Origin of the sequence: Geodermatophilus sp. CPCC 205506 (assembly GCF_051383635.1) — a bacterium.
GTDB lineage: Bacteria > Actinomycetota > Actinomycetes > Mycobacteriales > Geodermatophilaceae > Geodermatophilus.
This window is the reverse complement of sequence record NZ_JALPKP010000048.1, coordinates 18,020-43,292: the sequence shown is the minus strand read 5'-3', so window position 1 is coordinate 43,292 and position 25,273 is coordinate 18,020. Positions and strand designations below refer to the sequence as shown.

Sequence of the window (25,273 nt, the reverse complement as noted above, 5' to 3'; positions counted from 1 at the left end):
CGCCGCCCGTGCCGCCCGCCGGCCGGAGCCGCGTCCCGCCGCCCGCCCGGTGGCGGCGCCCCGCGCCGCCCCCGTGGAGACCCCGGTCGCCCCGGTGGAGGAGGTGCACCACACCGTCGGCCTGCCGCACCCGAGCCTGCCCCTGGCTCCGGTGCACCCGCTGCGCCCGGGCCGGGTGGTCGCCGCCCGCGCCGCGGCGCCGGCCGGCTGGCAGAACAGCGCCGTGGTGGGCCTCGACGACGACGACATCGGCTTCGCCGACATCGACGTCTACCAGCCCCGCAAGGTCGCCAACGGCTGAGCCGACGCTCCGGCGCCGCCCCCGTGGCGGCGCCGGAGCGCACGAACGGTAAGCTCTCGGTTCGTCAGGGGCTGTGGCGCAGACCGGTAGCGCACCTCGTTCGCATCGAGGGGGTCAGGGGTTCAAATCCCCTCAGCTCCACCCGACAGCACGACGCCCCGCCCGGGCTCTCCGGGCGGGGCGTCGTCGTCTGTGTGGGAGGTCCCCACCGTGGAGTCGCTCCGCGCACGGCCGACCACCCAGAGTGCCGGACCGTCCGGAGCGGCGCGGGCCTCCGGCGAGGCGCGTTGTCCGGGCCCGAGCCCTGCGGCACCGTCGCGCGGCATGCGGCAACGAGGCAGCGTCGTCCGTCGGTGGTCCGGCCGCGCCCTGCACCTGGGCGTGCTCGCGGCGCTCGCGGCGGGGACGCTGGCGGCCACGGCCGGCCCGGCCGGAGCTATCCCGGCGCTGACCGGTGGGTTCGTCGTCCAGGAGCTGCCCAGCGGCCAGGACGAGGCCCTCACCGACGTCGAGTTCCTGCCCGACGGCAGCTACCTCACCACCGGCAAGAACGGCCGGGTGGCGTGGGTGTCAGCGGACGGGGAGGCCCGGACGCTCGCCGAGCTGTCCGTGGTGACCACCGGCGACCACGGGCTGCTGGGCATCGCCGTCTCCCCGGACGCGGACACGGTCTACCTGACGCGCACCCTGGAGGTCGAGGGGCTGTGGACGGTGCGGCTGGCCGCCTGGACCCTCGTCGGCGGAGCCGCCCCGACCGCGCTGGCCGACGAGCGGGTCCTCTTCGAGCTGCCGGCCGGCACCGACACCCACGCGATGACCAGCGTGGTCGCCGACGACGACGACACCCTGTGGGCCTCGATCGGCGACAGCGCCGACCCCCGGATCGTCGACCCGCTGGCGCTGCGGGCCCTGGACCGCACCAGCGGCTACGGCAAGCTGCTGCACGTCCGCCCCGACGGCAGCGGGGTGCCGGAGAACCCGTTCTACGACCCGGACGCCCCGTCGTCGTGGCAGAGCCGGGTGTACGCCAGCGGCTTCCGCAGCCCGTTCCGGTTCAGCCTCGACCCGGTCACCGGCGTCCCCCTGCTCGGCGACGTCGGCCAGAACACGTGGGAGGAGGTGGACGTCGTCCGTCGCGGGGCGAGCTACGGCTGGCCGTGCTGGGAGGGCGACCTGCCGACGGCGGGCTACTCGGAGCTGCCGGCCTGCCAGGGCGTCCCCAACACCGCGCCGCTGCACTCCTACGTGCACGGACCGGCCGGAACCGCGGTCACCGGCGGCCTCGTCTACACCGGGACGGCGTACCCGGCCGAGTACCAGGGCGCCTACTTCTTCGGCGACTACTCCTCCCAGCGCGTCTACACGCTGCGCCACGACGACCAGGGCCGGCTGGTGCGGGCGCCGGAGGCCGACGGTTTCGGTGCGGACAACGGCGCACCCGTCTCCTTCGCCGCGCACCCCGGGAACGGGGACGTCGTCTGGGCCGACATCCGCGACAGCGTGCTCCAGCGACTGGTGTACGCGCCGGGCAACCGCCCGCCGCACGCGCGGGCCACGGCCACGGTGGAGGCCCTCACCAGGACGGTCACCTTCGACGGGGGCGGCTCGAGCGACCTGGACGGCGAGCCCCTGACCCACCGCTGGGACTTCGGCGACGGGGCCGTCGGTGAGGGCGCCCAGGCGGTGCACACCTACGCCGGGACCGGCACCGAGCCGGTGACCGCGACGCTCACGGTCACCGATCCCGGCGGGGCGACGGACACGACCACGGTGACCGTCGTGCCCGGCAACACCGCTCCGGTGCTCTCGCTCGACGCGCCGCCGGGCGACCGGCGGTGGGTCCCCGGCGAGCTGGTGCAGGCCTCGGCGACGGCGGTCGACGCCGAGGACGGCCCGCTGACCGTGCGGTGGCGCGAGGTGCTCGTGCACTGCAGCGCCGGGCTGTGCCACGACCACCCCGGCGAGTCCTCCACGGGGCCCGAGTACGCCCGGCCCTTCGTCGACCACGGTGAGGGCACCCGCATGGAGGTCGTCGTGACCGCGACCGACAGCGCCGGCGCCGAGGCCCGGGCCTCCTTCGTCCTCTACCCGGTGACGGCGGTCTGAGGTTCCGGCTTCCCGTCAGACGGCGCCGCGGAAGTCCGGCGGCCGCCGCTCGATGAACGCGCGCACGCCCTCGCGGCCCTCAGGATCGGCCGCGGACTCGGCGATCAGGCGCGCCTCGTCGTCCAGCTGCTCGTCCAGCGTCCGGACGGCGGCCTGCCGGACCAGCGCGCGGGTGCGGACCATCGCCCGGACCGGGCCGGCCGCCACCGCGTGCGCGAGCGCGATCGCCGCCTGGTGCACCTCCTCGTCCTCCACGAGGCGGGCGACCAGGCCGAACATGTGCGCCTCGGCGGCGGTGAGCGCCCCGTTGGTCAGCATGAGCTCCAGCGCGCGGGGCGCGCCGAGTGCCCGGGTGAGTGCCCACGAGGTGCCGCCGTCGGGGGAGAAGCCGATGGCGCCGTAGGCCGGCCGGATCTTGGTCGACCGGGCGCAGACGACGACGTCGCAGGCGCCGATGAGCCCGACCCCGGCACCGGCCACCGCCCCCTGGACCCCGGTGACGACCGGCACCGGGCAGTGCAGCAGTGCCCGGACGACCTCGTGCCAGTCGCGCGCGAGCCGGCCGACGTACCCGCCGAGGTCGTCGCTCGCGGCGAAGGTCTGGATGTCGCCGCCGACGCAGAACCGCTCGCCGTTGCCGAGCAGCAGCACGGTGCGGGTCTGCGGCGGGCGGTCGCGCAGGGCGGCGGCCAGCTCCTCGGCCATCGCCGGGTCGAGGGCGTTGCCCGCCTCCGGCCGGTCCAGGGTGATCCGCCAGACGTCACCGTCGATCCCGGTCAGCACCCGCGGCCGCTGCACTGCGCTGGTCATCGCCGTCCCTCCCGTGCCGGTGCCGTCACCGTAGGGGGCGCGGCCGCGGCCTGCTCAGAACCAGGAGGGGAACCACATCCGGTCCAGCCACTCGGCGTGCGACAGCGGCTGCCCGGTGAGCACCGGGTAGAAGAAGACGAACGTCGCGGCGACGACCCCCACGTACAGCGCGACGGCCGACAGCCCCACCTGGCGCCGCCACGGGTCGGCGCCGGGGCGGCCGAGCACGTCCTGCAGGACGAGGACGACGGCGAGCACGAAGAACGGCAGGACCGGAGCCGTGTAGAAGACGAACATCGTCCGCTCGGGGTTGAGGAACCAGGCTCCCCAGCCGGCGGCGATGGCGGTGGCCACGACGAGCGCGGCGGGGTCGCGGCGGGCGACCAGGCGCCAGACGAGCCAGACCAGCGCGGGCGCGAAGGCGAACCACAGCGTCGGCGTCCCGACCATCAAGATGTAGCGGACCACCTGGTCACCCGCGGAGTCGGTGAGCCCCTGCGGGTTCCACAGCAGGATCGGCCGGCCGTTCACCAGCCACGTCCACGGTCCCGACTCCCAGGGGTGCGGCGTCGACAGGCCGCTGTGGAACCGCAGCCACTCGGCGTGCTGGTGCCACAGCGAGCGCAGCGCGTCCGGGACCCACGGGACGGCCGTGTCCGGGTTCTGCTGCGCCCACGCCTTGCCCTGCGACGTCTCACCGAGGAACCAGCCGGTGAAGGCGGCCAGGTAGGTGAGCACGGGCACGGCGGCCAGCGCCCACAGCGCCCCGGGGAGCCCGCGGCGGGCCGCAACGAGCGTCGGACGGCGGACGCCGGCCTCGCGCCAGGCCGCGCGGTCCCACACCAGCGAGAGGACGGCGAACAGCGCCAGGAAGTAGATGCCGCTCCACTTCACCGCGCAGGCGCACCCGAGCAGGAACCCGGCAGCCAGCCGCCAGCCGCGCGGGCCGAGCGCGAAGCCGCCGGCGGCGCGGTCGCCCGCGGCCCGGACCCGCTCGCGCACCCGGTCGCGGTCGACCACCAGGCAGGCCACCGCGGAGACGACGAAGACCTGGAGGAACACGTCGAGCAGGCCGATGCGGGACAGCGTGAAGGCCACGCCGTCCAGCGCCAGGAGCACGCCGGCGACCAGGCCCAGCAGCGTCGAGCCGGTCAGCCGCCGGGTGAGCCGGGTGAGGACGACGACGGTGACCGTGCCGGCGACCACCGAGGGGACCCGCCAGCCGAACGAGTCATAGCCGAAGAGGTGGACGCCGCCGGCGATCAGCCACTTGCCCAGGGGCGGGTGGACGATGAACGTGTAGCCGCGGTTGTACTCGTGGCCCCACTCGAGCAGCTCCCGCGCCTCGGGCGGGTAGTACGCCTCGTCGAAGAGCAGGTCGCCGGGATAGCTGAGGTGCCACAGCCGGACGGCGGCGGTGGCCAGGGCGAGCACCGCGGTGAGCGCCCACGACAGCCAGGGGTCGGCCGGCAGGGGCGGCGTCCGGTCGCGGCGGGGGCGCGGCAGCGGCCGGCGGCGCACCGCCGACGGGCGGTCCCCGCCGGGCTCCCGGCCCGTCAGCTCGGGAGCCAGCACCGCCATGGGGCCAGGGTAGTGAAGGGACCCCCCTGCCCCCGGCACTCGCAGGCTCGCGCCGGGCCCCTGCAGGCGGGCCGGCGATTCCGGCCGTGACAGGCTCGGGCGCGTGACGGGACGTCTGGTGCTGGGTGGGGCGCCGCTGGGCCAGCCCGGGGACGTCGGCCCGCGGCTGCGGGCGGCCATGGCCGGTGCCGACGTCCTGGCGGTGGAGGACACCCGCCGGCTGCACCGGCTGGCTCAGGACCTCGAGGTGACGCTGACCGGCCGGGTGGTCACCTTCCACGAGTCGGTGGAGCGGTCCCGGCTGCCGGGGCTGCTCGCCGCGCTGGCCGAGGGGCAGACGGTGCTCCTGCTCACCGACGCCGGGATGCCATCGGTCTCCGACCCCGGCTACACGCTGGTGCGGGCGGCGATCGACGCGGGCGTGGCGGTCACGTCGGTGCCCGGACCGTCGGCGGTGACGACCGCGCTGGCGGTGTCCGGGCTGCCGGTCGACCGCTTCTGCTTCGAGGGGTTCCTGCCGCGCAAGGGCGGGGAGCGGCGGTCGCGGCTGGCCGGGCTGTCCGACGAGCGCCGCACGATGGTCTTCTTCGAGTCGCCGCACCGGCTGGCCGACGCGCTGACCGACGCGGCGGGCGCGTTCGGGCCCGACCGCGACGCCGCCGTCTGCCGGGAGCTGACCAAGACCCACGAGGAGGTCCGCCGGGGCACCCTCGCCGAGCTCGCGGACTGGGCGGCCGACGGGGTGAAGGGCGAGATCACGCTGGTCGTCGGCGGGGCGCCGGCCGGACCGGTGCCGCTCTCGCCCGCCGAGCTGGCCGCGGAGGTCGCGGCGGAGGAGGCGGCGGGCGCCACGCGCAAGGACGCCATCCGCGCCGTCGTCGTCCGGACCGGCCTGCCGCGCCGCACCGTCTACGACGCCGTCGTCGCCGCCAAGTCCCCGTGACGTCGCAGGCATAGGAAGCAATACGCACGTCTGCGCCGCCTCGACGTGGGCAGAGGATCCAATTCCCGCGCGGTCGACGGGTGGCCGGCACGCGAAGCGCCGGAGCGCGTCAGCTCACCCGGAGCTGGCTCGCCCGGGTCGCATAGACCTCGAGGACCCGCCGCCGCACGAGGTCAGGGTCGCGCCGGACGTCGGCGTAGGTGAACCGCAAGACCACCCAGCCCAGTGCGGCCAGCGCGGTGTCGCGTGCGAGGTCCTTGCGACGGTCCTCGGGAGAGGTGTGGTGCCGGGCACCGTCGAGCTCGACGGCGATCTTCACCTCCGGCCAGGCGCGATCGAGGCGGATCGCTCCACTCGGCAGCACGATCCGGTGCTGCCCGACGCTGCGTGGGACGGACGGGTGGCGGAAGACGTCGAGGACCCCGAGAGCCTCCAATTCGCTCTGGCAGCCGTCCTCTGCCAGGTCGATCGCCTGGGCGAGCAGCCGGTGCCCGCCGACGTTGGGTCGCTCCGCCAGAGCCCCCCGGAGGTGCAGCGCTGTGGTCAGTCCCTGACGGATGACGTCGAGCAGCAGGGGCCGCCGGTCGGCCGGGGCGAGCAGAGGCCATCCGTCGACGACCGAACGGGGCAGATCGGTGATCAGCAGGCCGCGGCGGACGACGCACTGCGGCGACTCGGGCGAGAACCGCAGGCGCCGGTGGACGATCAGGTCGGGTGCGCCGGCCCTGCGGATCGACTGGTCGACCGTCAGGTGCAGGGGGCGTTCCAGTGGCAGCACACCCCACACCGCCAGTGCTGTCGTGTGGCTGAGCGCGGCTGCGGGGCCGGCATGACGCAGTGCCGCGCGGAGCAGCAGGTCCTCGGTCATGCGACCGTCCGCAGCGCGGTAGACGTGCGGGAGGAGGCGAATGAGCGTGCGTCGTCCGATGTAGCCATCCAGCACGCTGCCGGGGACGCGCGCGAGCAGCTCCTGCCGGGTCGCCAGCCCGCCGTGCTCGTCCAACACCGCCGAGATCACCTGACGCCAATCCACGCGAGCAGGCTCACCGAAGGGAGGCCGTGCGTGGCGACGTCCGCCGGATCTGTGGACAGCGCAGTGCGACCCGACGACCGCCCCGCACGAGGCATAGGAAGCTTTTCCCACGTCTGCGGTCGGAGAACGTGCGAATAGCTTCCTATGCCTCGACTGCCGCGGTCAGAGCCAGCCGTTGCGCTTGAAGCCGCGGTAGAGGAGGACGCAGGCGGTCAGGATCACCAGCAGCACCAGCGGGTAACCGAAGCGCCAGGTCAGCTCGGGCATGTACTCGAAGTTCATCCCGTAGATCCCGGCGATGGCCGTGGGGACGGCGATGATCCCGGCCCAGGCGCTGATCTTCCGCATGTCCTCGTTGTCGGCCTGCGAGGTGCGCGCCAGCGAGGCCTGCAGGATCGAGGTCAGCAGCTCGTCGAGGCCGGAGACCTGGTCGCGGACGCGGATGGCGTGGTCCTCGACGTCCCGGAAGTACGAGCGCATGGCCTCCGGGACGACCTCGAACTGCCGCTGCGACAACCGCTGCAGCGGCACCTCCAGCGGGGAGACCGCCCGGCGCAGCGACATCAGCTCCCGCTTGAGCTGGTACAGCCGGCCGATGTCGTCGGAGCGCCGGTCGCTGAACACCGACGCCTCCAGCTCGTCGACGTCCTCCTCCACCTGGCTCGCGACGTCGACGAAGTCGTCGACCACCCGGTCGGCTACGCCGTACAGCACCGCCGCCGGCCCCAGGCACAGCAGCTCGCGCTGCTCCTCCAGGTTGCGGCGCAGGTCGGCCAGCCCCCCGTGCTCGCCGTGCCGGACCGTGATCACGTAGTGCGGGCCGAGGAACACCATCACCTCGCCGGTGTCGACCACCTCGCTGGTCGCGGTGAGCCGGTCGTGCTCCACGTACGTCGCGGTCTTGAGCACCATGAACAGGCCGTCGTCGTACCGCTCGAGCTTGGGGCGCTGGTGGGCGTAGACGGCGTCCTCGACGGCGAGGGGGTGCAGGCCGTACCGCTCGGCGATCGCGCCGAGCTCCACCTCGGTCGGCGCGTACAGCCCCAGCCAGACGAAGCCGCCCCGCTCGGTCGCCTCGCGCAGCGCGTCGTGCGGGTGGACCGGGTCCTGGCGGCGGCCGTCGACGTAGATCCCGCAGTCGACGACCGGGCTGAGCCCCTCGGCCCGGGACGGCGTCGTGCGCGGCGGGCCGGCCGGGCGGGGGCGGAGCGTCGGTGGCTCGGACTGGCCGGGGCGGAGGGTCGTTGGCTCGGCCGGCAGCCCCCCGGACGCACCGCGCGGGGTCTCGGTGCCGGTCATCCGCTCTCCTCTCCCGGGTCGCCCGTCCGGGTCGACCGGCTTGCCAGCGTAGGCATGCAGCCTGTCCACGACCGTGCGACGCTGCCCAGGTCGAGCTCCGCCGGCCGGACGCCGGCCCGCCGGGAGGGGACGCCGTGGCCGCGAACACGCGCCGGGTCAAGTCCGTCGAGGACTCCATCCGCGACACCGACGAACCCGAGCACCGGCTCAAGAAGAACCTCTCCGGCCTCGACCTCACCGTCTTCGGCGTCGGCGTCATCATCGGCACCGGGATCTTCGTGCTCACCGGGCTGGTCGCCCGGGACCAGGCCGGCCCAGCGGTGGCGATCAGCTTCGTCATCGCCGGCGTGGTCTGCGGGCTGGCCGCGCTGTGCTACGCCGAGTTCGCCTCAACCGTGCCGGTCGCCGGCTCGGCGTACACCTTCTCCTACGCGACCTTCGGCGAGTTCGTCGCCTGGATCATCGGCTGGGACCTCGTCCTCGAGCTGGCGCTGGGCGCCGCGACGGTGTCGGTGGGCTGGTCGGGCTACCTCAACCAGCTGCTCGACGACCTCGGGATGGCCCTGCCCACGTCGATCGCGGGGGAGACGGCGAGCTTCAACATCCCCGCGATGGTGATCGCGCTGGCCATGACCGCCGTCCTGGTGCTGGGCATCAAGCTCTCCTCGCGGGTCACCGCGGTCATCGTCGCGATCAAGCTGGCCGTCGTCCTGCTGGTGATCGTGGTCGGCCTGTTCTACGTCTCCGCCGACAACTACTCGCCGTTCATCCCGCCGGCCGAGCCGCCGGCCGAGGGGGAGAGCGGGCTGCACACCCCGCTCGTCCAGCTGCTCGGCTTCGCGCAGGGGAGCTTCGGGTGGAGCGGCGTGCTGGCCGGCGCCGCGATCGTCTTCTTCGCCTTCATCGGGTTCGACATCGTCGCGACGGCGGCGGAGGAGACGCGCAACCCGGGCAGGGACCTCCCGCGCGGGATCATCGGCTCGCTGGCCATCTGCACCACGCTCTACGTGGCCGTCTCGCTGGTCGTCGTCGGCATGCAGGAGTACACCGAGCTGTCGGCCGACGCGCCGCTGGCCGGGGCGTTCGCCGCCAACGGGCTGACGTTCTTCTCCAGCGTCATCTCCCTCGGTGCGCTGGCCGGCCTGACCTCGGTGGTCATGATCCTCATGCTCGGCCAGTCGCGGGTGCTGTTCGCGATGAGCCGGGACCACCTGCTGCCGGGCGGGCTGGCCCGTGTGCACCCGCGCTACGGCACGCCGTACAAGATCACCATCGCCACCGGCGCGGTCGTCGCGCTCCTGGCCGGCCTGGTCCCGCTCACCGCGCTGGCCGAGCTGGTCAACATCGGCACGCTCTTCGCGTTCCTGCTGGTGTCGGTCGGCGTGTGGCGGCTGCGGCGCACCCGGCCCGACCTCGAGCGGACCTTCCGGGTCCCGTTCGTCCAGGTGCTGCCGTGGGTCTCCGCCGCGGCCTGCCTCTGGCTGATGGCCAACCTCCCGGTCGACACCTGGCTGCGCTTCCTGGTGTGGATGCTGATCGGGATCGTCATCTACTTCGTCTACGGCCGCGGCCACAGCCGGATGGCGACCGGGGAGCGCGTCCCGGCGTCGACGGGCGGCAAGGACATCTCCCGCGCCTGAGCTCTCCTCCGGAGGGGTGAGGGGCACCTCCGTGGTCGTACAGCCGGCTCCCGCCGGCGCCGACCCGACTGGTGACCGTCGTCCCCGGCCAGGGAGAGCAGCACCGTGGCGAGCACCGTCCTCGACCCCCGGACCACCAGCGCACCGCCGTCCTCCGCGCGGGTCCACCCGCCGGTGACGGTGCTGGCGGCCGGCGCCGTCGCCGGCCTCGAGTCCGTGGCCCTGGTGGCCGGCGCGCTGACCGGGCTGGACGGCCTGCTGCTGTCCCCGCTGCGCCCCTCCGGCGCGCTGGTGGCGGTGGTCCTGGTCGCCCTGGCCGCGTGGGTGGTGCTGTGCGCCGGGGGTGGCGCGCTGCTCGTCGACGGGTCCGGACGGCGGCTGTTCACCGGTCTCGCCACCGCCGAGCTGGCCCTCGTCGGCGTGCTGCTGATGGCCAGCCTCGTCGGCCCGCTGCCCGCCGTCGCACCGGCCACGCTGCCGGCGCTGGTCCTGCTGCTCCTCGCCGTCCCGGTCGGGAAGCTGCTGCTCGCCGGCTCGCCCTCGGCGCTGGCCTGGGCGGCGCAGGGACCGCCGGTCCCGGCCGACCGCTCCGAGACCGGTCCGGCGCGGCCGGTGCTGCGCGCCGCCACGCTGGCCGTCATCGGGCTGGCGCTCTGCACCGTCGCGCTCAGCACGCCGGCCCCGGGCACCGCGAGCGACGCGCCGGCGACGGCGGGCACCAGCCGCCCCTGAACCGGCTGGACCCCCCTCCGTACCCTCGGACGCGTGAGTGATCGGCACATCCTGACGGCCGTGGCCTGGCCCTACGCCAACGGCCCGCGGCACATCGGCCACGTCTCCGGCTTCGGCGTCCCCTCCGACGTCTTCAGCCGCTACCACCGCATGGTGGGGGACAGGGTGCTGATGGTCAGCGGCACCGACGAACACGGGACGCCGATCACCGTGGCCGCCGACGCCGAGGGGATCACCCCGCGGGAGATCGCCGACCGCAACAACCGGATCATCGTGAACGACCTGGCCAGCCTCGGGCTGAGCTACGACCTGTTCACCCGGACGACGACGGTCAACCACGCCCGGATCAGCCAGGAGATGTTCCTGGGGCTGCTGAAGAACGGCTACGTCTTCCCGCAGACGACGCTCGGCGCGATCAGCCCGTCCACCGGCCGCACCCTGCCCGACCGCTACATCGAGGGCACCTGCCCCATCTGCGGCTACGACGGCGCCCGCGGCGACCAGTGCGACAACTGCGGCAACCAGCTCGACCCGGTCGACCTGATCAACCCGGTCAGCCGGATCAACGGGGAGACTCCGAAGTTCGTCGAGGAGGAGCACTACTTCCTCGACCTGCCGGCCTTCACGAGAGCGCTGGGCGACTGGCTGGCCACGCGGAAGAGCTGGCGGCCCAACGTGCTGAACTTCAGCGTCAACCTGCTCGACGACCTCAAGCCGCGCAGCTACACCCGCGACATCGACTGGGGCGTGCCGGTGCCGCTGGACGGCTGGCGCGACCGGCCGGACAAGCGCATCTACGTGTGGTTCGACGCCGTCGTCGGCTACCTGTCCGCGTCGATCGAGTGGGCCCGCCGCTCCGGGGACGCCGAGGCGTGGCGGCAGTGGTGGCAGGCGCCGGACTCCGACGCCTACTACTTCATGGGCAAGGACAACATCGTCTTCCACTCCGAGATCTGGCCGGCCCAGCTGCTCGGCTACAACGGCGCGGGCGACAAGGGCGGGACGCCGGGCTCGCTGGGCCGGCTCAACCTGCCCACCGAGGTGGTCTCCAGCGAGTTCCTGACGATGGAGGGGCGCAAGTTCTCCTCCTCCCGCCAGGTCGTGATCTACGTGCGCGACTTCCTGGCCCGCTACGACGCCGACGCGCTGCGCTACTTCATCGCCGCGGCCGGCCCGGAGAGCCAGGACACCGACTTCACCTGGGCGGAGTTCCGCCGCCGCAACAACGACGAGCTGGTCGCCGGCTGGGGCAACCTGGTCAACCGCTCGGTGTCGATGGCGGCCAAGAACGTCGGCGCCGTCCCCACGCCCGGTGAGCTCACCGAGGCCGACCAGGCCCTGCTGGCGACGACGAAGGCGGCGTTCGGGCCGATCGGCGACCTCCTGGCGCGCAACCGGCAGAAGGCCGCGGCCGCCGAGGCGATGCGGGTGGTCGGCGAGGCCAACAAGTACCTGTCCGACCAGGCGCCGTGGAAGCTCAAGGAGGACCCGGCCCGCCGGGACACCGTCCTGCACACCGCGCTGCAGGCGATCAGCGACTGCAACGCGCTGCTGACCCCGTTCCTCCCGCACTCCGCGCAGAAGATCCACGAGCTGCTCGGCGGCACGGGTGTGTGGTCGCCGGCCCCGCGGATCGACGAGGTGACCGACCTCGACGACGGCTCGCCCTACCCGGTCATCACCGGGGACTACGACGCCGCGCAGGCGGTCTGGGCGTCCCGGCCGCTGTCGGCCGGCACGCCGCTCGCCCCGCCCACCCCGGTGTTCACCAAGCTCGACGAGTCGATCGTCGCCGACGAGCTGCGCCGCCTGGAGGACGGCGGAGCCTCCTCGTGAGCCGGTCGGCCGGCGCCCGCGCCAACCGGCGGGGCGAGCCGCCGCCCTCCCCGGAGCCGCTGCCGTCCCCGGCGGTCGACAGCCACACCCACCTCGACATCGCCCTCGACAGCGACCGGCGGCCCGACGAGGCCGCGGTGGACGCCGAGATCGCGGCCGCCGTGGCCGTCGGCGTCACCCGGCTCGTCCAGGTCGGCGTCGACGTCGGCTCGTCCCGGTGGTCGGCGCAGCTCGCGGCCCGGCACCCGAACGTGCTGGCCGCGGTCGCCGTCCACCCGAACGAGGCGGGGACCGGAGCGGCCACCGACGACGTGCTGGCCGAGATCGACCGGCTCGCGGCGCTGCCCCGCGTGCGCGCGGTGGGGGAGACCGGGCTGGACCGCTTCCGCACCGGTCCCGAGGGCTGGGCGGCGCAGGAGGCGTCGTTCCGGGCGCACATCCGGATCGCGAAGGAGCGGGACGTCGCGCTGGTCATCCACGACCGCGACGCCCACGAGGAGATCCTCCGCGTGCTCGACGACGAGGGGGCGCCCGAGCACACCGTCTTCCACTGCTTCTCCGGGGACGCCGCGTTCGCGACGGCCTGCGTCGAGCGCGGTCACGTGCTCTCCTTCGCCGGCACCCTGACCTTCGGCAACGCCGGCTACCTCCGGGAGGCCGCGGCGCTCACGCCGCTGGACCAGTTGCTGGTCGAGACCGACTCACCGTTCCTCACGCCGATGCCGCACCGCGGCCGGCCGAACGCCTCGCGTCTCGTGCCGCTCACCGTGCGGGCGCTGGCCGAGGTGACCGGCGCGGAGCTCGACCAGCTGTGCGCCGCCCTGACGGCCACCGCCGAGCGGGTCTTCGGCCCGTGGGGCGGGGACGGGACGCCCGCCGGCTGACGACGGACCACAGCCTCTCCCGTTCCCGGCGGAAGAGTGGACACTGGGCGCCGTGGGTCGCCTCATCGCCGTCGTGCTGTTCATCGCCGTCCTGGTGCCGGGTGTCCTGCTGGCCCGGGCATGGGCGCAGGCCGCGGGCCACCGGGCGGTGGCCGCGGCGGCCGTCGAGTTCGCCGTCCCGACCCCGGAGGGGAGCGCCACGCTGCGGCGTCAGGCGCAGCACGGTCGCCGGGTCCGCCGGTTTGGGTTCCTGCTCGGCGTCGTCGGCATCGTGGTCAGCGTCGTGCTGTTCGGCGAGGCCTCGGTGTTCCTGTGGGCGCCGGCGCTGGCGATCGGGCTGCTGACCGGCGTCGTGCTCGCCGAGGCGACCCGCCCGCGCCCGCGGTGGCGCACCGGCACGGCGGCCCGCCGGCCGCGCCGCTCGGAGCAGATCTCCCTGTTCCTGCTCTGGTCGATGCGCGTGGTGATGGCCGCCGAGCTGGTCACCGCCGTCCTGATGTGGCAGCAGGACAACCTGCCCGACTCGGTCGGCTGGGTCGCGATCGTGGTGCCGGCGGCGACCTGGGTGCTGGCCGAGGTGGCGCTGCTGCGGGTGCTCGTCCGCCCGGTGCCGGCCGAGGGCGCCGACGTCCCGGTCGACGAGGCGCTGCGCACCTGGACGACGCACCTGGTCACCGCCGCCACGAGCGTCCTCGCCCTGCTGCCGCTCGGCACGCTCCTCCTGGCGGCCGGCATCGACCTGGGGGACCGGGTCACCGACGGGTTCGACCTGCTGCCCGTCGCGCTCGTCGCGGGCGGGTTCGCCTCGCTGGCCGCGGGCCTGGCGGTCGCCGTCTTCCTGGTCACCTGGCTGCGGCCGATCCGCTCGAACGACCGCGCCCTCGCCGGGTAGCGGCCGGGTGTTCTGCCCCTGAGCGGTCTTCGCCACACTGTGGGGTTGGTCACCCCTCCCGCCTCACGCTGCGCAACTGTCACACCCGCCCCACGCGGCCCGGCGCACACGGAGAGTGTCGGCGCGTCCACAAGTCGACAGGACGCTCCTCTGCTTCACTCGCTGCGCACCGGTGCAAGACGCACCGTGTTCGTTATCGTGTCGTGACCAGCCGGGGTGGGGACCGACCCGGACGGCACCGCGACCGGGAGCGCTGAGCTCCCGGTCGACTGCCGTTCGAGCCGGGGACGCGCTCGGTGCCCGCCTGCCGGTGGGCTCCTGCGCGGCCTCCTCTGCCCGGGTCCCGTGACCCCGTGGAAGTGTCGTGCCCCGATCGCTGAAGCTCGCCCTCTTCGCCCTCGTCCTGCTCGGACTGGTGGGCGGCTCCCTGGCCTACTTCGCCGCCCAGAAGTCCCTGACGCTGACCGTCGACGGGCAGGCGCGTGAGGTCAGCACCTACGCCGGCACGGTCGGCGAGGTGCTCGAGGAGGAGGGCCTCGAGACCCGGTCGCACGACGTCGTCCTCCCCGACGCCGGTGCCACCGTGGCCGACGGCGACACCGTCGTGGTCAACCGCGCCCGGCCGCTGCGCCTGACCGTGGACGGCGTCGAGAGCGAGGTCTACGTGACCGCGCTGTCGGTCGACGAGGCCCTCGAGCAGCTCGGCTACCGCGCCGCGGACCTCGTCGTCTCCGCCAGCCGCAGCGAGCGCCTCCCGCTCGACGGCATGGCGCTGTCGATCAGCACCCCCAAGGACGTCACCCTGCTGGTCGACGGCCGGCAGCTCGTCGTGACCACCACCGCCGCCACCGCCGGCGACCTGCTCGCCGAGCAGGGCGTCACCCTCGGCGCCACCGACCGCACGAGCCTCTACCCCGAGCAGGCACTCATGAACGGGATGCGGCTGCAGGTCTTCCGCGTCCAGGTCAACGAGGTCACCGAGACCACCGCCATCGGCCACAACACGGTCGAGACCGAGGACCCCAACGTCCTCGAGGGCGACGAGACCGTCACCCAGCCGGGCGTGGACGGCGAGCAGGCCACCACCTTCCGGGTCACCGTGGTGGACGGCGTCGAGACCGCCCGCGAGCAGCTCAGCACCACCGTGACCCGCCAGCCGGTCGACGAGCTGGTCACCGTCGGCACCAAGGAGCGCCCCGCGGCGTCCAGTGGCAACGCGCCGTCCGCCGACGGCCTCAACTGGGCCGCGCTGGCGCAGTGCGAGTCCGGCGGCCGCCCCAACGCGGTGAGCTCCACGGGCAAGTACCACGGCCTCTACCAGTTCTCGCAGGCGACGTGGAGCGCCGTGGGCGGCACCGGGGTCCCCTCGGCCGCCTCCGCCGACGAGCAGACCTACCGCGCGCAGCTGCTCTACCAGCGCTCGGGCGCCGGCCAGTGGCCGCACTGCGGCTCCCGGCTGTTCGGCTGATCGGCTCCTCCTGACTCCCCCTCCCGAGCCGACCGACGGGCTGCTGGGCCCGGCCGCGATCCGCGACCTGGCCCAGCAGCTCGAGCTGCGTCCGACCAAGAGCCTCGGCCAGAACTTCCTGCACGACGCCAACACCATCCGGCGGATCGTGCGCACCGCCGAGCTGACCCCGGACGACGTCGTCCTGGAGGTCGGGCCGGGCCTCGGCTCGCTCACCCTGGCCCTGCTGCCCGCCGTCGCGCACGTGACCGCCGTCGAGATCGACCCGCGCCTGGCGGACCGGTTGCCGCGCACCGTGGCCGAGCGTGCGCCGGCGGTGGCCGGCCGGCTGACCGTCGTCGAGGCCGACGCGCTGCGGATCACCGGAGTTCCCGGGCCGGCTCCCACCGCACTGGTGGCCAACCTGCCGTACAACGTGGCGGTGCCCGTCCTCCTGCACCTGCTCGAGCTGCTGCCGACGCTGCGCCGCGCGCTGGTCCTCGTGCAGGCCGAGGTCGCCGAGCGGCTGGCCGCCGCGCCGGGCAGCGGCGCCTACGGCGTGCCGTCGGTGAAGGCGGCCTGGTACGGCGAGGTGCGGCGGGCCGGCTCCGTCGGCCGCCGGGTGTTCTGGCCCGAGCCCAAGGTCGACTCCGGGCTGGTGGCGCTGGTGCGGCGGCCGCCGCCGCCGGGGGACCGCGCGGCCACCTTCGCGGTCGTCGACGCCGCCTTCGGCATGCGCCGCAAGGGGCTGCGCGCGGCGCTGGCCCGCTGGGCCGGCAGCCCCGCGGCCGCGGAGGAGCGGCTGCGGGCGGCGGGGATCGAGCCCACCACCCGCGGCGAGCAGCTGTCGGTCACCGACTTCGCCCGCCTGGCAGCGACGCAGGCGGCGACGTGAGCTGGTCGTCGCCCGGGGGTCCTGGTCGCCTGGCCGGGGACGGCGCGGTCGCCGCACGGGCGCCGGCGAAGGTCAACGTGCACCTCGCCGTCGGCCCGCTGCGCGCCGACGGCTTCCACGAGCTGCGCACGGTCTACCTGGCCGTCTCGCTGTTCGACACCGTGACCGTGCGCCCCGGGGACGGGCTGGCGCTCACCGTCACCGGCGAGGGGACGACGGGAAGCGGCCCGGACGCCGTCCCGGCCGACCGCCGCAACCTCGTCTGGCGGGCCGCCGAGCTGCTCGCCGAGCGCGCCGGGGTGCCGGCCGAGGCGACCATCACCATCGACAAGTCGATCCCGGCGGCCGCGGGCCTGGCCGGCGGCAGTGCCGACGCGGCCGCGGCGCTGGTGGCCCTGGACGCACTGTGGGGCACCCACGCCACCCGCGGCGAGCTGTCCGCCCTCGCCGCGGAGCTGGGCAGCGACGTCCCGTTCAGCCTGCAGGGCGGCATCGCCCTCGGCTCCGGACGCGGGGAGCGGCTCTCGCCGGTGCTGGCCCGCCGCCGCTGGGACTGGGTGCTCGGCATCGCCGGCGAGGGGCTGTCGACGCCGGCGGTCTACGCCGAGCTCGACCGGTTGCGGGCCGAGGACCGGGTGCCCGACGGCACCGAGCCGGCCGCCCCCGAGCCGGTCATCGCGGCCCTGCGCAGCGGGCCGGTGTCCGCCCTCGCCGCCGCCCTCTCCAACGACCTGCAGGGCCCGGCGCTGTCGCTGCGGCCGGCCCTGCGGCGGGCCCTGCGCGCGGCCACCGGAGCCGGCGCGCCGGCGGCGATCGTCAGCGGCTCCGGGCCGACGGTGGCCGCGCTCGCCGAGGACGAGGAGGCGGCGGTGCGGCTGACGGCCCAGCTGGCCGGGGAGGGTGTGTTCCGCACCGTGCGGGCCGTGCACGGTCCGGTGCCCGGCGCGCGCCTGGTCGGCTGACCGACCTCAGGACGCCGGGCGGGCCGGCGGCTCGGCCAGCAGGACCGGGTGCGGGTCGAGGTGCGCCAGGCCGTGGTAGGCCAGGTTCACCAGGTGCGCGGCGACCTCCTGCTTGTCCGGCCAGCGGTGGTCGAGCCACCACTGCCCGACCAGCGCCACCATGCCCAGCAGTGCCTGGCTGTAGAGCTCGGCGAGCCGGGGGTCGTACCCGCGGGCGTCGAACTGGGCGGCGAGGATGTGCTCGACCTTCCCGGCCAGTTCGCCGATCAGCGACGAGTAGGTGCCCCGGCTGGTCGGCGGCGAGTCGCGGCTGAGCACCTGGAAGCCGTCGGTGTCCTCCTCGATGTAGTCGAGCAGGACCAGTGCCGCCCGCTCGAGCAGCTGGCGCGGTGTGCCCCCCGCGGCCAGCGCCGTGGTGAAGCGGTCGAGCAGCCGCTGCATCTCCCGGTCGACGACGACCGCGTACAGCCCCTCCTTGCCGCCGAAGTGCTCGTAGACGACCGGCTTGCTGACGTCGGCGCGGGCGGCGAGTTCCTCGATGGAGGTCGCCTCGTAGCCGCGCTGGGCGAACAGCTCGCGCCCGACGTCGAGCAGCTGCCGGCGCCGCTCGGCGCCGGTCATCCGCACCCGGCGGCGCGACGCGCCGCCGGGGGAGCCGGTCAGGGTGTGGCCGTCGCGGCGGCCCGCCGCTTGGCGGCGAGCCGGACGGGGTCGGGCCACTTGACGTCGCGCGCCCAGCCGAGCTTCTCGAACAGCCAGATGACGCGGGCGCTCATGTCGACCTGCCCGCGCAGCACGCCGTGCCGGGCGCAGGTGGGGTCGGCGTGGTGCAGGTTGTGCCACGACTCGCCGCCGCTGAGGATCGCCAGGGGCCAGAAGTTGGTCGCGCGGTCCCGCGAGGCGAACGGCCGGGTGCCGACGACGTGGCACACCGAGTTGATCGACCAGGTGACGTGGTGCAGCAGCGCCACCCGCACCAGGCCGGCCCAGAAGAACGCCGTCCACGCGCCGGCCCAGCCGCCGGTCACCAGACCGCCGATCGCGGCCGGCAGGGCCAGGCTCAGGAAGGCCCAGACGACGAACAGCCGGCTGGTGCGGCGCAGGGCGGCGTCCCTGAGCAGGTCGGGGGCGTACCGCTCCGGGTTGGTCTGCCGGCGGTCGAACAGCCAGCCGAGGTGCGCGTGCCACATGCCCTTGAGCAGCGCCCGGGTGTCGGTGCCGTACCGCCATGGCGAGTGCGGGTCGCCCTCGCGGTCGGAGAAGGCGTGGTGCCGGCGGTGGTCGGCGACCCACTGCACGACCGGACCCTGGATCGCCATGCAGCCCACGATCGCCAGCGCCATGCGCAGCGGCCGGTTGGCCTTGAACGAGCCGTGCGTGAAGTGCCGGTGGTAGCCGACCGTGACCCCGAGCAGGGTCAGGAAGTAGAAGCCGACCGCCAGACCGACGTCCAGCCAGGACAGGCCCCAGCCCCACACGGCGGGGACGACGGCGGCCAGCGCCAGGAACGGCACGACGACGAACACGTAGAGCGTGATCTGCTCGACCGCGCCCTTCTCCTTGCCCAGTGCGTTCGCCGGCAGCCCGGAGTCCGGGTCGGCGGTGGGGCGCACCGGAGCGGTGGGCCTCGTGCGAGCGGGAGCGGACAAGCGACCTCCAGGGACGGGCCCGGCAGGGCGCATGGGCTGGCGCCGCAGGTGCCGGGGGTTCGAGGCCGTAACCTACGTGACCGTAGGGAGCCGCGCCCGTCGAGCGGACGGGTGGTCTCCCGAGGTGACCGGTGCCCGGGCCCGGCGCGCGTCCTAGTCTCCAGGGGGACGCCGGCCGGCGTCCGTGACGCCGCAGTGGGGGATGGGGTAATCGGCAGCCCGCCGGCCTTTGGAGCCGGGAAGTCTCGGTTCGAGTCCGAGTCCCCCAGCAACGCCGACCCGAGCCCCAGGCACGAGGAGATCCGTGACCCACCCGAACGTCGCCGCCGTCGTCGTCCTCGCCGCTGGCCAGGGCACCCGGATGAAGTCGGCGCTGCCCAAGGTCCTGCACCCGCTCGGCGGGCGCAGCATGCTCGGCCACGTGCTGGCCGCCGTCGAGCCGCTGGCGGCCCGGCACACCCTCGTGGTCGTCGGCGCCGGACGGGAGACGGTGGCCGAGCACCTGGCCGCGACCGCGCCGGGGGCCCGGCCGGTGGTGCAGGAGGAGCAGAACGGGTCGGGGCACGCTGCCGCCGTCGCGCTGGCCGCCGTCCCGGACCTGGAGGGGCCGGTGCTGCTGGTCAACGGCGACGCCCCGCTGCTGCGCCGGGAGACCATCGGCGCGCTGGTCGACGCGCACACCGCCGCGGGCAACGTGCTCACCGTCCTGACCGCCGAGGTCGACGAGCCCACGGGGCTGGGCCGGATCGTGCGGGCCGAGGACGGCGGGGTGCTGGCGATCGTGGAGGAGCGGGACGCGACCGACGCGCAGCGGGCGATCCGCGAGGTGAACGCCGGCGTCTACGTCGGCGACGCGGCCGCGCTGCGCCGGGCACTGGACCGGGTCGGTGCGGCCAACGACCAGGGCGAGCAGTACCTGACCGACGTCCTCGGCCTGCTCGTCGCCGAGGGTGCCCGTGTCGGCGGCGAGCGTGCCGCGGACCCGGTCGACGTGCTCGGCTGCAACGACCGGCGGGAGCTCGCCGCCCGCCGGCGCACGCTGAACGAGCGCGTGCTCGACGAGCTCATGCGCTCCGGCGTCACGGTCGTCGACCCGGCCACCACCTGGGTCGACGTCACCGTCACCGTCGGGCCGGACGCGCTGCTCGAACCGGGCGTCCAGCTGCAGGGGACGACGTCGGTGGCCTCCGGCGCGGTCGTCGGGCCGGACAGCACGCTGGTGGACACCGCGGTGGGGGAGGGCGCCAGCGTCGTCCGGGCGCACTGCGTCGGGGCGGAGATCGGCCCCGACGTCTCGGTCGGGCCGTTCGCCTACCTGCGCCCCGGCACCCGGCTGCACGCCGGCGCGAAGGTCGGCACCTTCGTCGAGACGAAGAACGCCGAGGTGGGCGCCGGCTCGAAGGTGCCGCACCTGTCCTACGTCGGCGACGCCACGATCGGCGAGGGCTCGAACATCGGCGCGGCCACCGTCTTCGTCAACTACGACGGCGTGCACAAGCACCACACCACGATCGGCAGCCACGCGCGGACCGGAGCCGACAACATGTTCGTGGCACCGGTCACGATCGGGGACGGCGCCTACACCGCCGCCGGCTCGGTGATCACCTCGGACGTGCCCCCGGGGGCCATGGCCGTGGCGCGGGCCACGCAGCGCAATGTGGCAGGCTGGGTGGCACGGCGGCGGCCCGGAACGGCCGCCGCGAAGGCCGCCGAGGCGGCCAGGGATGCAGCAGCCGGGACAGCGACCGACACTGGGACCAGGGGGTCCGAGTAGACGGCGGCGGATTTCGACCACCAGGGGTAACAGAGCCGATGAGCGCCATCCGGCAAGCCACCAGCAAGAGCCTGATGCTGTTCTCCGGGCGGGCTTATCCGGAGCTGACCGACGAGATCGCCGGCCACCTCGGGGTGTCGCCGACGCCGACGGCGGCCTACGAGTTCGCCAACGGCGAGCTGTTCGTCCGGTTCGAGGAGTCGGTACGCGGCTGCGACGCCTTCGTGGTGCAGAGTCACACCGCGCCGCTGAACACCTGGCTCATGGAGCAGCTGATCATGGTCGACGCGCTCAAGCGCGCCTCGGCCAAGCGGATCACCGTCGTCGCCCCGTTCTTCCCCTACGCCCGGCAGGACAAGAAGCACCGCGGCCGCGAGCCGATCTCCGCCCGGCTGGTCGCCGACCTGTTCAAGACCGCCGGCGCCGACCGGCTCATGACCGTCGACCTGCACACCGCACAGATCCAGGGCTTCTTCGACGGCCCGGTCGACCACCTCTTCGCCCTCGACCTGCTGGTGTCGCACGTCTGCCAGCGGTGGGGCGACCGCGACATCACCGTCGTCTCGCCGGACTCCGGCCGGGTGCGCGTCGCCGAGCGCTGGACCGACAAGCTGGGCGGCGTCCCGCTGGCCTTCATCCACAAGACCCGCGACCCGATGAAGCCCAACGAGGTCAAGGCCAACCGCGTCGTCGGTGACGTCGCCGGCCGGGCCTGCATCCTGGTCGACGACATGATCGACACCGGCGGCACGATCGTGAAGGCCGCCGAGACGCTGTTCGAGGCCGGCGCCGCCGACGTCATCGTCACCGCCACCCACGGCGTCCTCTCCGGCCCGGCCGTCGACCGGCTGAAGAACAGCCAGGTCAGCGAGGTCATCGTGACCAACACGCTGCCGATCGAGTCGGCCCGCCAGTTCGACAAGCTCACCGTGCTCTCCATCGCCCCGCTGCTCGCCCGGGCGATCAAGGAGGTCTTCGAGGACGGCTCGGTCACCAGCCTCTTCGACGGCGCGAGCTGAGCACATCGTCGTCCTACCGGACGACACCGCGGCCAGGTGCCGTCCCCCTGGTGCGCTGAGCCCCTCCCGTGTCCCGGCCGGGAGGTCCTCCGGACCCCCGCGGCCGGTCCACTCCGGGTCCGTGCCGTCCCCGACGGGGTCAGCGGATCTCGCCGCTGCGGGTCGGCCCATTGCGGACTTTCCGCGCCGAAAGTCCGGGTGGGGGCGTCGGGTATCCTGGGGTGGTTGCCCGGCGAGGGAGACGGTTCCTCCGTACTCCGTGATCGACGTGCGTGTGCCTCCAGGTGGGGTGTGCCGCGCCGTGTGCCGGCCACCGACACCGACCACCTCTCGAGGAGCACACCACCGTGGCTGACTTCCGCCTCGTCGCCGAGTCCCGCACCGAGTTCGGCAAGGGCGGCGCCCGCCGCACCCGCCGGGCCGGCCGCATCCCCGCCGTCCTCTACGGGCACGGCCAGGACGTCGTGCACCTGTCCCTGCCGGCCCGCGAGTTCGCCGCGGCGCTGCGCAACGGCGGCGCCAACGCCCTGCTGACCGTCGTCCTCGACGGCAAGGAGGAGCTGGCGCTGACCAAGGCCGTGCAGCGCGACCCGCTGACCCGCCAGCACGAGCACGTCGACCTGCTGCTCGTGCGCCGCGGTGAGCGGACGACCGTCGAGGTCCCGATCGTCGTCGTCGGCGAGCCCGGCATCGACTCGATCCCGAACCACCAGCTGAACACGGTCGCCATCGAGGCCGACGCCACGAAGCTGCCCGAGGCCATCGAGGTCGACATCACCGGCCGCACCGCCGGTCAGAACATCGCCGCCGGCGACCTCGTGCTGCCCAGCGGCGCGACGCTGATCACCGACGCCGAGGCGCTGGTCATCGGCTTCCTGGGCGCCCCGACCGCCGAGGCCCTCGAGGCCGAGCTGGCCGAGGCCGAGGCCGAGGCCGGCATCGAGCGCGAGGAGCACACCGAGCCCACCGAGGAGGCCACCTCCGAGACCGAGGGTGCCGTCCCGGCCGACGCCGGCGAGAACACCGGCGTCCAGCCCTGAGCAGCGACGCAACGACCCGCGGGGGCGCCGGCGATGCCGGGGCCCCCGCGGTCGTGTCCGAGGGCCCCTTCCTGGTCGTCGGCCTCGGCAACCCCGGCCCGTCCTACGCCGGCCACCGGCACAACGTGGGCGCGATGGTGCTCGATGAGCTGGCCGCGCGGGCCGGCATCCGGCTCTCGCCGGGCAAGGGCGCCCGGTCCCGCGCGCTCTCCGGTGAGGGCCGGCTGGCCGGACGGCGGGTCGTGCTGGCCCGCCCCACCACCTACATGAACGAGTCCGGTGGGCCGGTGCGCGGCCTGCTGGACTACCACCACCTCCCGGCCTGCGACCTCGTGGTGCTGCACGACGAGCTCGACCTCCCGTTCTCCTGCGTGCGGCTCAAGCGGGGCGGCGGCGAGGGCGGCCACAACGGCCTGCGGTCGATCACCCGGTCCACCGGCACCAAGGACTACCTCCGGGTGCGCGTCGGCATCGGCCGCCCGCCCGGCCGGCAGGACCCCGCCGACTTCGTGCTCAAGGACTTCTCCGGCACCGAGCGCAAGGAGCTCGGCCTGCTGCTGGCCGAGGCGGCCGACGCGACCGAGGAGCTCCTCACCCGCGGGCTCGAGGCCGCGCAGAACGTCGTCCACCCCCGGACCTGACGCCCCGTCACCCCTCCCCGCCCCGACCGGGTGACTCCTGCTCCCATGGGGGTGAACGGTCGCCCCGCGCGTTGACCCGGTCGTGACGCCCTGTGATGGTTGCTGCGAAGTCGGGCTGCTGAGGCCCGCAGGACCGCCCGTTCCCGGGCTCCCGCACTCGGTTCCCGACTACGTACCGTCACGCGCGTCCGGGGGGAACCGTGCTACTCGACCACACCAGGGTCCGGCTGGGGACGGCTTCGGCCGTCCGGGCCAGGACGGCGACGCCGCGGCTCCGCACGGTGACCCGGGCCTGGGTGGGCCGCTTCTCACTCGCCCTCACCGGCTTCGAGGCGCTCGCCGCCGCCGGTGCCGGGGCGCTCGTCCTCGCCACCCGGGCGGAGGGATGGACCTCCGGCGCCGCGCTGTCGTGGGTGGTCCTCGCTCTCGTCGCCGCGTGGCCGCTGCTGCTGCACGCGGTCGGCGCGCACTCCGAGCGGGTCTTCGGCACCGGCAGCGACGAGTACCGGGCGGTCGGCAAGGCCGGCCTCGTCCTCCTCGCGCTGCTCGGTTTCCTCTCCTACGCCGCCGCGCTCGATCTCAGCCGCGCACTCGTCGTCGGCGCCGTCCCGGGTCTCACCCTCGTCACCCTGCTGGGCCGGTTCGCCGCCCGCTGCGCCCTGCGCGGGCTGCGGGCCTGCGGGTGGTGCACCAAGCGCGTGGTCGTCGTCGGCCGCGGGACCGCCGTCCTGGAGCTGGTCCAGCGGGTGCGCCGGGAGAACTACGCGGGCCTGGACGTCGTCGCGGCCTGCGTGACCCCCGACGACCGGGTGCGGGTGGCCCAGGGTGCCGCGGTCCCCGTGGGCGGTCTGGACGACGTCCTGGCCATCGCCGCGGAGCACGGCGCGGACACGATCGCGGTCACCTCGGCCAGCGAGACCGCCGCCGAGTACCTGCGCCGGCTGTCCTGGCAGCTGGAGGGCACCGGCATCGAGCTGCTCGTCGCGCCGGGCCTGGTCGAGGTCGCCGGCCCCCGCCTGCACATCCGCCCGCTCGAGGGGCTGCCGCTGCTCACCGTGGAGCAGCCGCGGTTCACCGGCTGGCAGCGCGTGGTCAAGGGCAGCCTGGACCGCGTCGCCGCCGCGCTCGCGATCGTCGCGCTCGCCCCGGTGCTGCTGGCCCTCGCGGCGGCGATCCGCCTGACCAGCCCCGGCCCGGTCCTCTACCGCCAGGAGCGGGTCGGCGTGAACGGCCAGGCCTTCACGATGCTGAAGTTCCGGAGCATGGTCGTCGGCGCCGACCGCCAGGTCGACGGGCTGCGGGCGGAGAACATCTCCGACGGGCTGCTGTTCAAGATGCGGGTCGATCCGCGGGTGACGCCGGTGGGCCGGCTGCTGCGCCGGCTGTCGCTGGACGAGCTGCCCCAGCTGTTCAATGTCCTCGGCGGCTCCATGTCGCTGGTCGGGCCCCGGCCACCGCTGCCCGGGGAGGTGGCCCGTTACGACACCTCGGTCAGCCGCCGGCTGCTGGTCAAGCCCGGCCTGACCGGGCTGTGGCAGATCTCCGGCCGCAGCGACCTGCCGTGGGAGGAGGCCGTCCGCCTCGACCTCCGCTACGTGGAGAACTGGTCGCTGGCGATGGACGCGCTCATCCTCGCCAAGACCGCCCGCGCCGTCCTCAGCCGCTCCGGCGCCTACTGAGGGCGCCAGCCCTCGCCCGCGTGACCCATGCGGGTGAGGGCGACCGCGCTGCGCTCCACGACCGGGTGACCGGCGTCGATGCTGCCTGGGAGAGACGGCACCCGTGCGAC

21 protein-coding genes, 2 tRNA genes and 1 pseudogene are annotated in these 25,273 nt (G+C 74.4%); 18 read left to right on the top strand and 6 right to left on the bottom strand.

Annotation, left to right across the window (positions count from 1 at the left end):
* The 3 genes and pseudogenes from MY520_RS22355 to MY520_RS22345 all read left to right on the top strand — a co-directional run.
* Positions 1-301, top strand: a pseudogene (locus tag MY520_RS22355) (hypothetical protein); the annotation flags it as partial.
* Positions 302-368: 67 nt separating this feature from the next.
* A tRNA-Ala gene (locus MY520_RS22350) sits at positions 369-442 on the top strand.
* Positions 443-625: 183 nt separating this feature from the next.
* A complete protein-coding gene (locus tag MY520_RS22345) occupies positions 626-2,407 on the top strand; it encodes a PQQ-dependent sugar dehydrogenase (RefSeq protein WP_436694772.1) in 1,782 nt (593 codons plus the stop codon).
* 15 nt (positions 2,408-2,422) lie between these two features.
* Here MY520_RS22345 and MY520_RS22340 read toward each other — a convergent pair whose 3' ends face one another.
* Both MY520_RS22340 and MY520_RS22335 read right to left on the bottom strand, forming a co-directional pair.
* Positions 2,423-3,217 (bottom strand): enoyl-CoA hydratase/isomerase family protein, encoded by a 795-nt coding sequence (locus MY520_RS22340; RefSeq protein WP_436694771.1) that lies wholly within the window; start codon positions 3,215-3,217, stop codon positions 2,423-2,425.
* A gap of 54 nt (positions 3,218-3,271) precedes the next feature.
* The gene (locus MY520_RS22335) at positions 3,272-4,798 is read right to left on the bottom strand and encodes a dolichyl-phosphate-mannose--protein mannosyltransferase (protein WP_436694770.1); all 1,527 of its coding nucleotides are present in this window, start codon (positions 4,796-4,798) and stop codon (positions 3,272-3,274) included.
* A 103-nt stretch (positions 4,799-4,901) separates the two neighbouring features.
* Between MY520_RS22335 and rsmI the strand changes: the two genes are divergently transcribed.
* Complete coding sequence (rsmI, locus tag MY520_RS22330; RefSeq protein WP_436694769.1) at positions 4,902-5,741, top strand: 16S rRNA (cytidine(1402)-2'-O)-methyltransferase; 840 nt, start codon at positions 4,902-4,904, stop codon at positions 5,739-5,741.
* Positions 5,742-5,850: 109 nt separating this feature from the next.
* Here rsmI and MY520_RS22325 read toward each other — a convergent pair whose 3' ends face one another.
* Together MY520_RS22325 and corA are read right to left on the bottom strand one after the other, a co-directional pair.
* On the bottom strand, positions 5,851-6,774 hold the full coding sequence (locus MY520_RS22325; RefSeq protein WP_436694768.1) for a DUF559 domain-containing protein: 924 nt from the start codon (positions 6,772-6,774) through the stop codon (positions 5,851-5,853).
* Positions 6,775-6,936: 162 nt separating this feature from the next.
* The gene (gene corA, locus MY520_RS22320) at positions 6,937-8,073 is read right to left on the bottom strand and encodes a magnesium/cobalt transporter CorA (RefSeq protein WP_436694767.1); all 1,137 of its coding nucleotides are present in this window, start codon (positions 8,071-8,073) and stop codon (positions 6,937-6,939) included.
* A 134-nt stretch (positions 8,074-8,207) separates the two neighbouring features.
* Between corA and MY520_RS22315 the strand changes: the two genes are divergently transcribed.
* The 8 genes from MY520_RS22315 to MY520_RS22280 all read left to right on the top strand — a co-directional run bounded on the left by MY520_RS22315 (position 8,208) and on the right by MY520_RS22280 (position 17,361).
* Entirely contained in the window at positions 8,208-9,713 is a 1,506-nt protein-coding gene (locus MY520_RS22315; protein WP_436694766.1) for an amino acid permease, read from the top strand.
* 105 nt (positions 9,714-9,818) lie between these two features.
* The gene (locus MY520_RS22310; RefSeq protein ID WP_436694765.1) at positions 9,819-10,445 is read left to right on the top strand and encodes a hypothetical protein; all 627 of its coding nucleotides are present in this window, start codon (positions 9,819-9,821) and stop codon (positions 10,443-10,445) included.
* Positions 10,446-10,478: 33 nt separating this feature from the next.
* A complete protein-coding gene (metG, locus tag MY520_RS22305; protein WP_436694764.1) occupies positions 10,479-12,281 on the top strand; it encodes a methionine--tRNA ligase in 1,803 nt (600 codons plus the stop codon).
* Positions 12,278-13,165 (top strand): TatD family hydrolase, encoded by an 888-nt coding sequence (locus MY520_RS22300; protein WP_436694763.1) that lies wholly within the window; start codon positions 12,278-12,280, stop codon positions 13,163-13,165. Before metG ends, MY520_RS22300 begins: the two co-directional genes overlap by 4 nt.
* A gap of 52 nt (positions 13,166-13,217) precedes the next feature.
* Positions 13,218-14,057: a hypothetical protein gene (locus MY520_RS22295; RefSeq protein ID WP_436694762.1), complete on the top strand. Its 840-nt coding sequence runs from the start codon at positions 13,218-13,220 to the stop codon at positions 14,055-14,057.
* A gap of 364 nt (positions 14,058-14,421) precedes the next feature.
* Positions 14,422-15,525 carry a ubiquitin-like domain-containing protein gene (locus MY520_RS22290; protein WP_436694761.1) on the top strand — a complete coding sequence of 368 codons (1,104 nt, stop codon included), beginning with the start codon at positions 14,422-14,424 and terminating at the stop codon, positions 15,523-15,525.
* Positions 15,526-15,673: 148 nt separating this feature from the next.
* Positions 15,674-16,399 (top strand): 16S rRNA (adenine(1518)-N(6)/adenine(1519)-N(6))-dimethyltransferase RsmA, encoded by a 726-nt coding sequence (rsmA, locus tag MY520_RS22285; protein ID WP_436694760.1) that lies wholly within the window; start codon positions 15,674-15,676, stop codon positions 16,397-16,399.
* Entirely contained in the window at positions 16,396-17,361 is a 966-nt protein-coding gene (locus MY520_RS22280; RefSeq protein ID WP_436694759.1) for a 4-(cytidine 5'-diphospho)-2-C-methyl-D-erythritol kinase, read from the top strand. Before rsmA ends, MY520_RS22280 begins: the two co-directional genes overlap by 4 nt.
* Before the next feature lie 6 nt (positions 17,362-17,367).
* On the opposite strand, the gene MY520_RS22275 is transcribed toward MY520_RS22280, so the two are convergent.
* Complete coding sequence (locus MY520_RS22275; protein ID WP_436694758.1) at positions 17,368-17,982, bottom strand: TetR/AcrR family transcriptional regulator; 615 nt, start codon at positions 17,980-17,982, stop codon at positions 17,368-17,370.
* A gap of 38 nt (positions 17,983-18,020) precedes the next feature.
* On the bottom strand, positions 18,021-19,010 hold the full coding sequence (locus MY520_RS22270; RefSeq protein WP_436694757.1) for an acyl-CoA desaturase: 990 nt from the start codon (positions 19,008-19,010) through the stop codon (positions 18,021-18,023).
* 196 nt (positions 19,011-19,206) lie between these two features.
* On the opposite strand from MY520_RS22270, the gene MY520_RS22265 reads away from it, so the two are divergent.
* From MY520_RS22265 to MY520_RS22240, 6 genes are all read left to right on the top strand, one after another.
* A tRNA-Gln gene (locus tag MY520_RS22265) sits at positions 19,207-19,279 on the top strand.
* A 35-nt stretch (positions 19,280-19,314) separates the two neighbouring features.
* Positions 19,315-20,784 (top strand): bifunctional UDP-N-acetylglucosamine diphosphorylase/glucosamine-1-phosphate N-acetyltransferase GlmU, encoded by a 1,470-nt coding sequence (gene glmU, locus MY520_RS22260; protein WP_436694756.1) that lies wholly within the window; start codon positions 19,315-19,317, stop codon positions 20,782-20,784.
* Between the two features lie 38 nt (positions 20,785-20,822).
* On the top strand, positions 20,823-21,803 hold the full coding sequence (locus MY520_RS22255) for a ribose-phosphate diphosphokinase (protein ID WP_436694755.1): 981 nt from the start codon (positions 20,823-20,825) through the stop codon (positions 21,801-21,803).
* A 347-nt stretch (positions 21,804-22,150) separates the two neighbouring features.
* Positions 22,151-22,843 (top strand): 50S ribosomal protein L25/general stress protein Ctc, encoded by a 693-nt coding sequence (locus tag MY520_RS22250; protein WP_436694754.1) that lies wholly within the window; start codon positions 22,151-22,153, stop codon positions 22,841-22,843.
* A 53-nt stretch (positions 22,844-22,896) separates the two neighbouring features.
* Complete coding sequence (pth, locus tag MY520_RS22245; protein WP_436694753.1) at positions 22,897-23,484, top strand: aminoacyl-tRNA hydrolase; 588 nt, start codon at positions 22,897-22,899, stop codon at positions 23,482-23,484.
* 281 nt (positions 23,485-23,765) lie between these two features.
* Entirely contained in the window at positions 23,766-25,163 is a 1,398-nt protein-coding gene (locus MY520_RS22240) for a sugar transferase (RefSeq protein ID WP_436694752.1), read from the top strand.
* Positions 25,164-25,273: the final 110 nt, after the last annotated feature.

Coding starts and splice junctions, on each gene's coding strand:
- MY520_RS22335 (WP_436694770.1), bottom strand. CDS start 4,798: ATGGCGGTGCTGGCTCCCGAGCTGACGGGCCGGGAGCCCGGCGGGGAC.
- MY520_RS22345 (WP_436694772.1), top strand. CDS start 626: ATGCGGCAACGAGGCAGCGTCGTCCGTCGGTGGTCCGGCCGCGCCCTG.
- MY520_RS22255 (WP_436694755.1), top strand. CDS start 20,823: ATGAGCGCCATCCGGCAAGCCACCAGCAAGAGCCTGATGCTGTTCTCC.
- MY520_RS22340 (WP_436694771.1), bottom strand. CDS start 3,217: ATGACCAGCGCAGTGCAGCGGCCGCGGGTGCTGACCGGGATCGACGGT.
- corA (WP_436694767.1), bottom strand. CDS start 8,073: ATGACCGGCACCGAGACCCCGCGCGGTGCGTCCGGGGGGCTGCCGGCC.
- MY520_RS22275 (WP_436694758.1), bottom strand. CDS start 17,982: ATGACCGGCGCCGAGCGGCGCCGGCAGCTGCTCGACGTCGGGCGCGAG.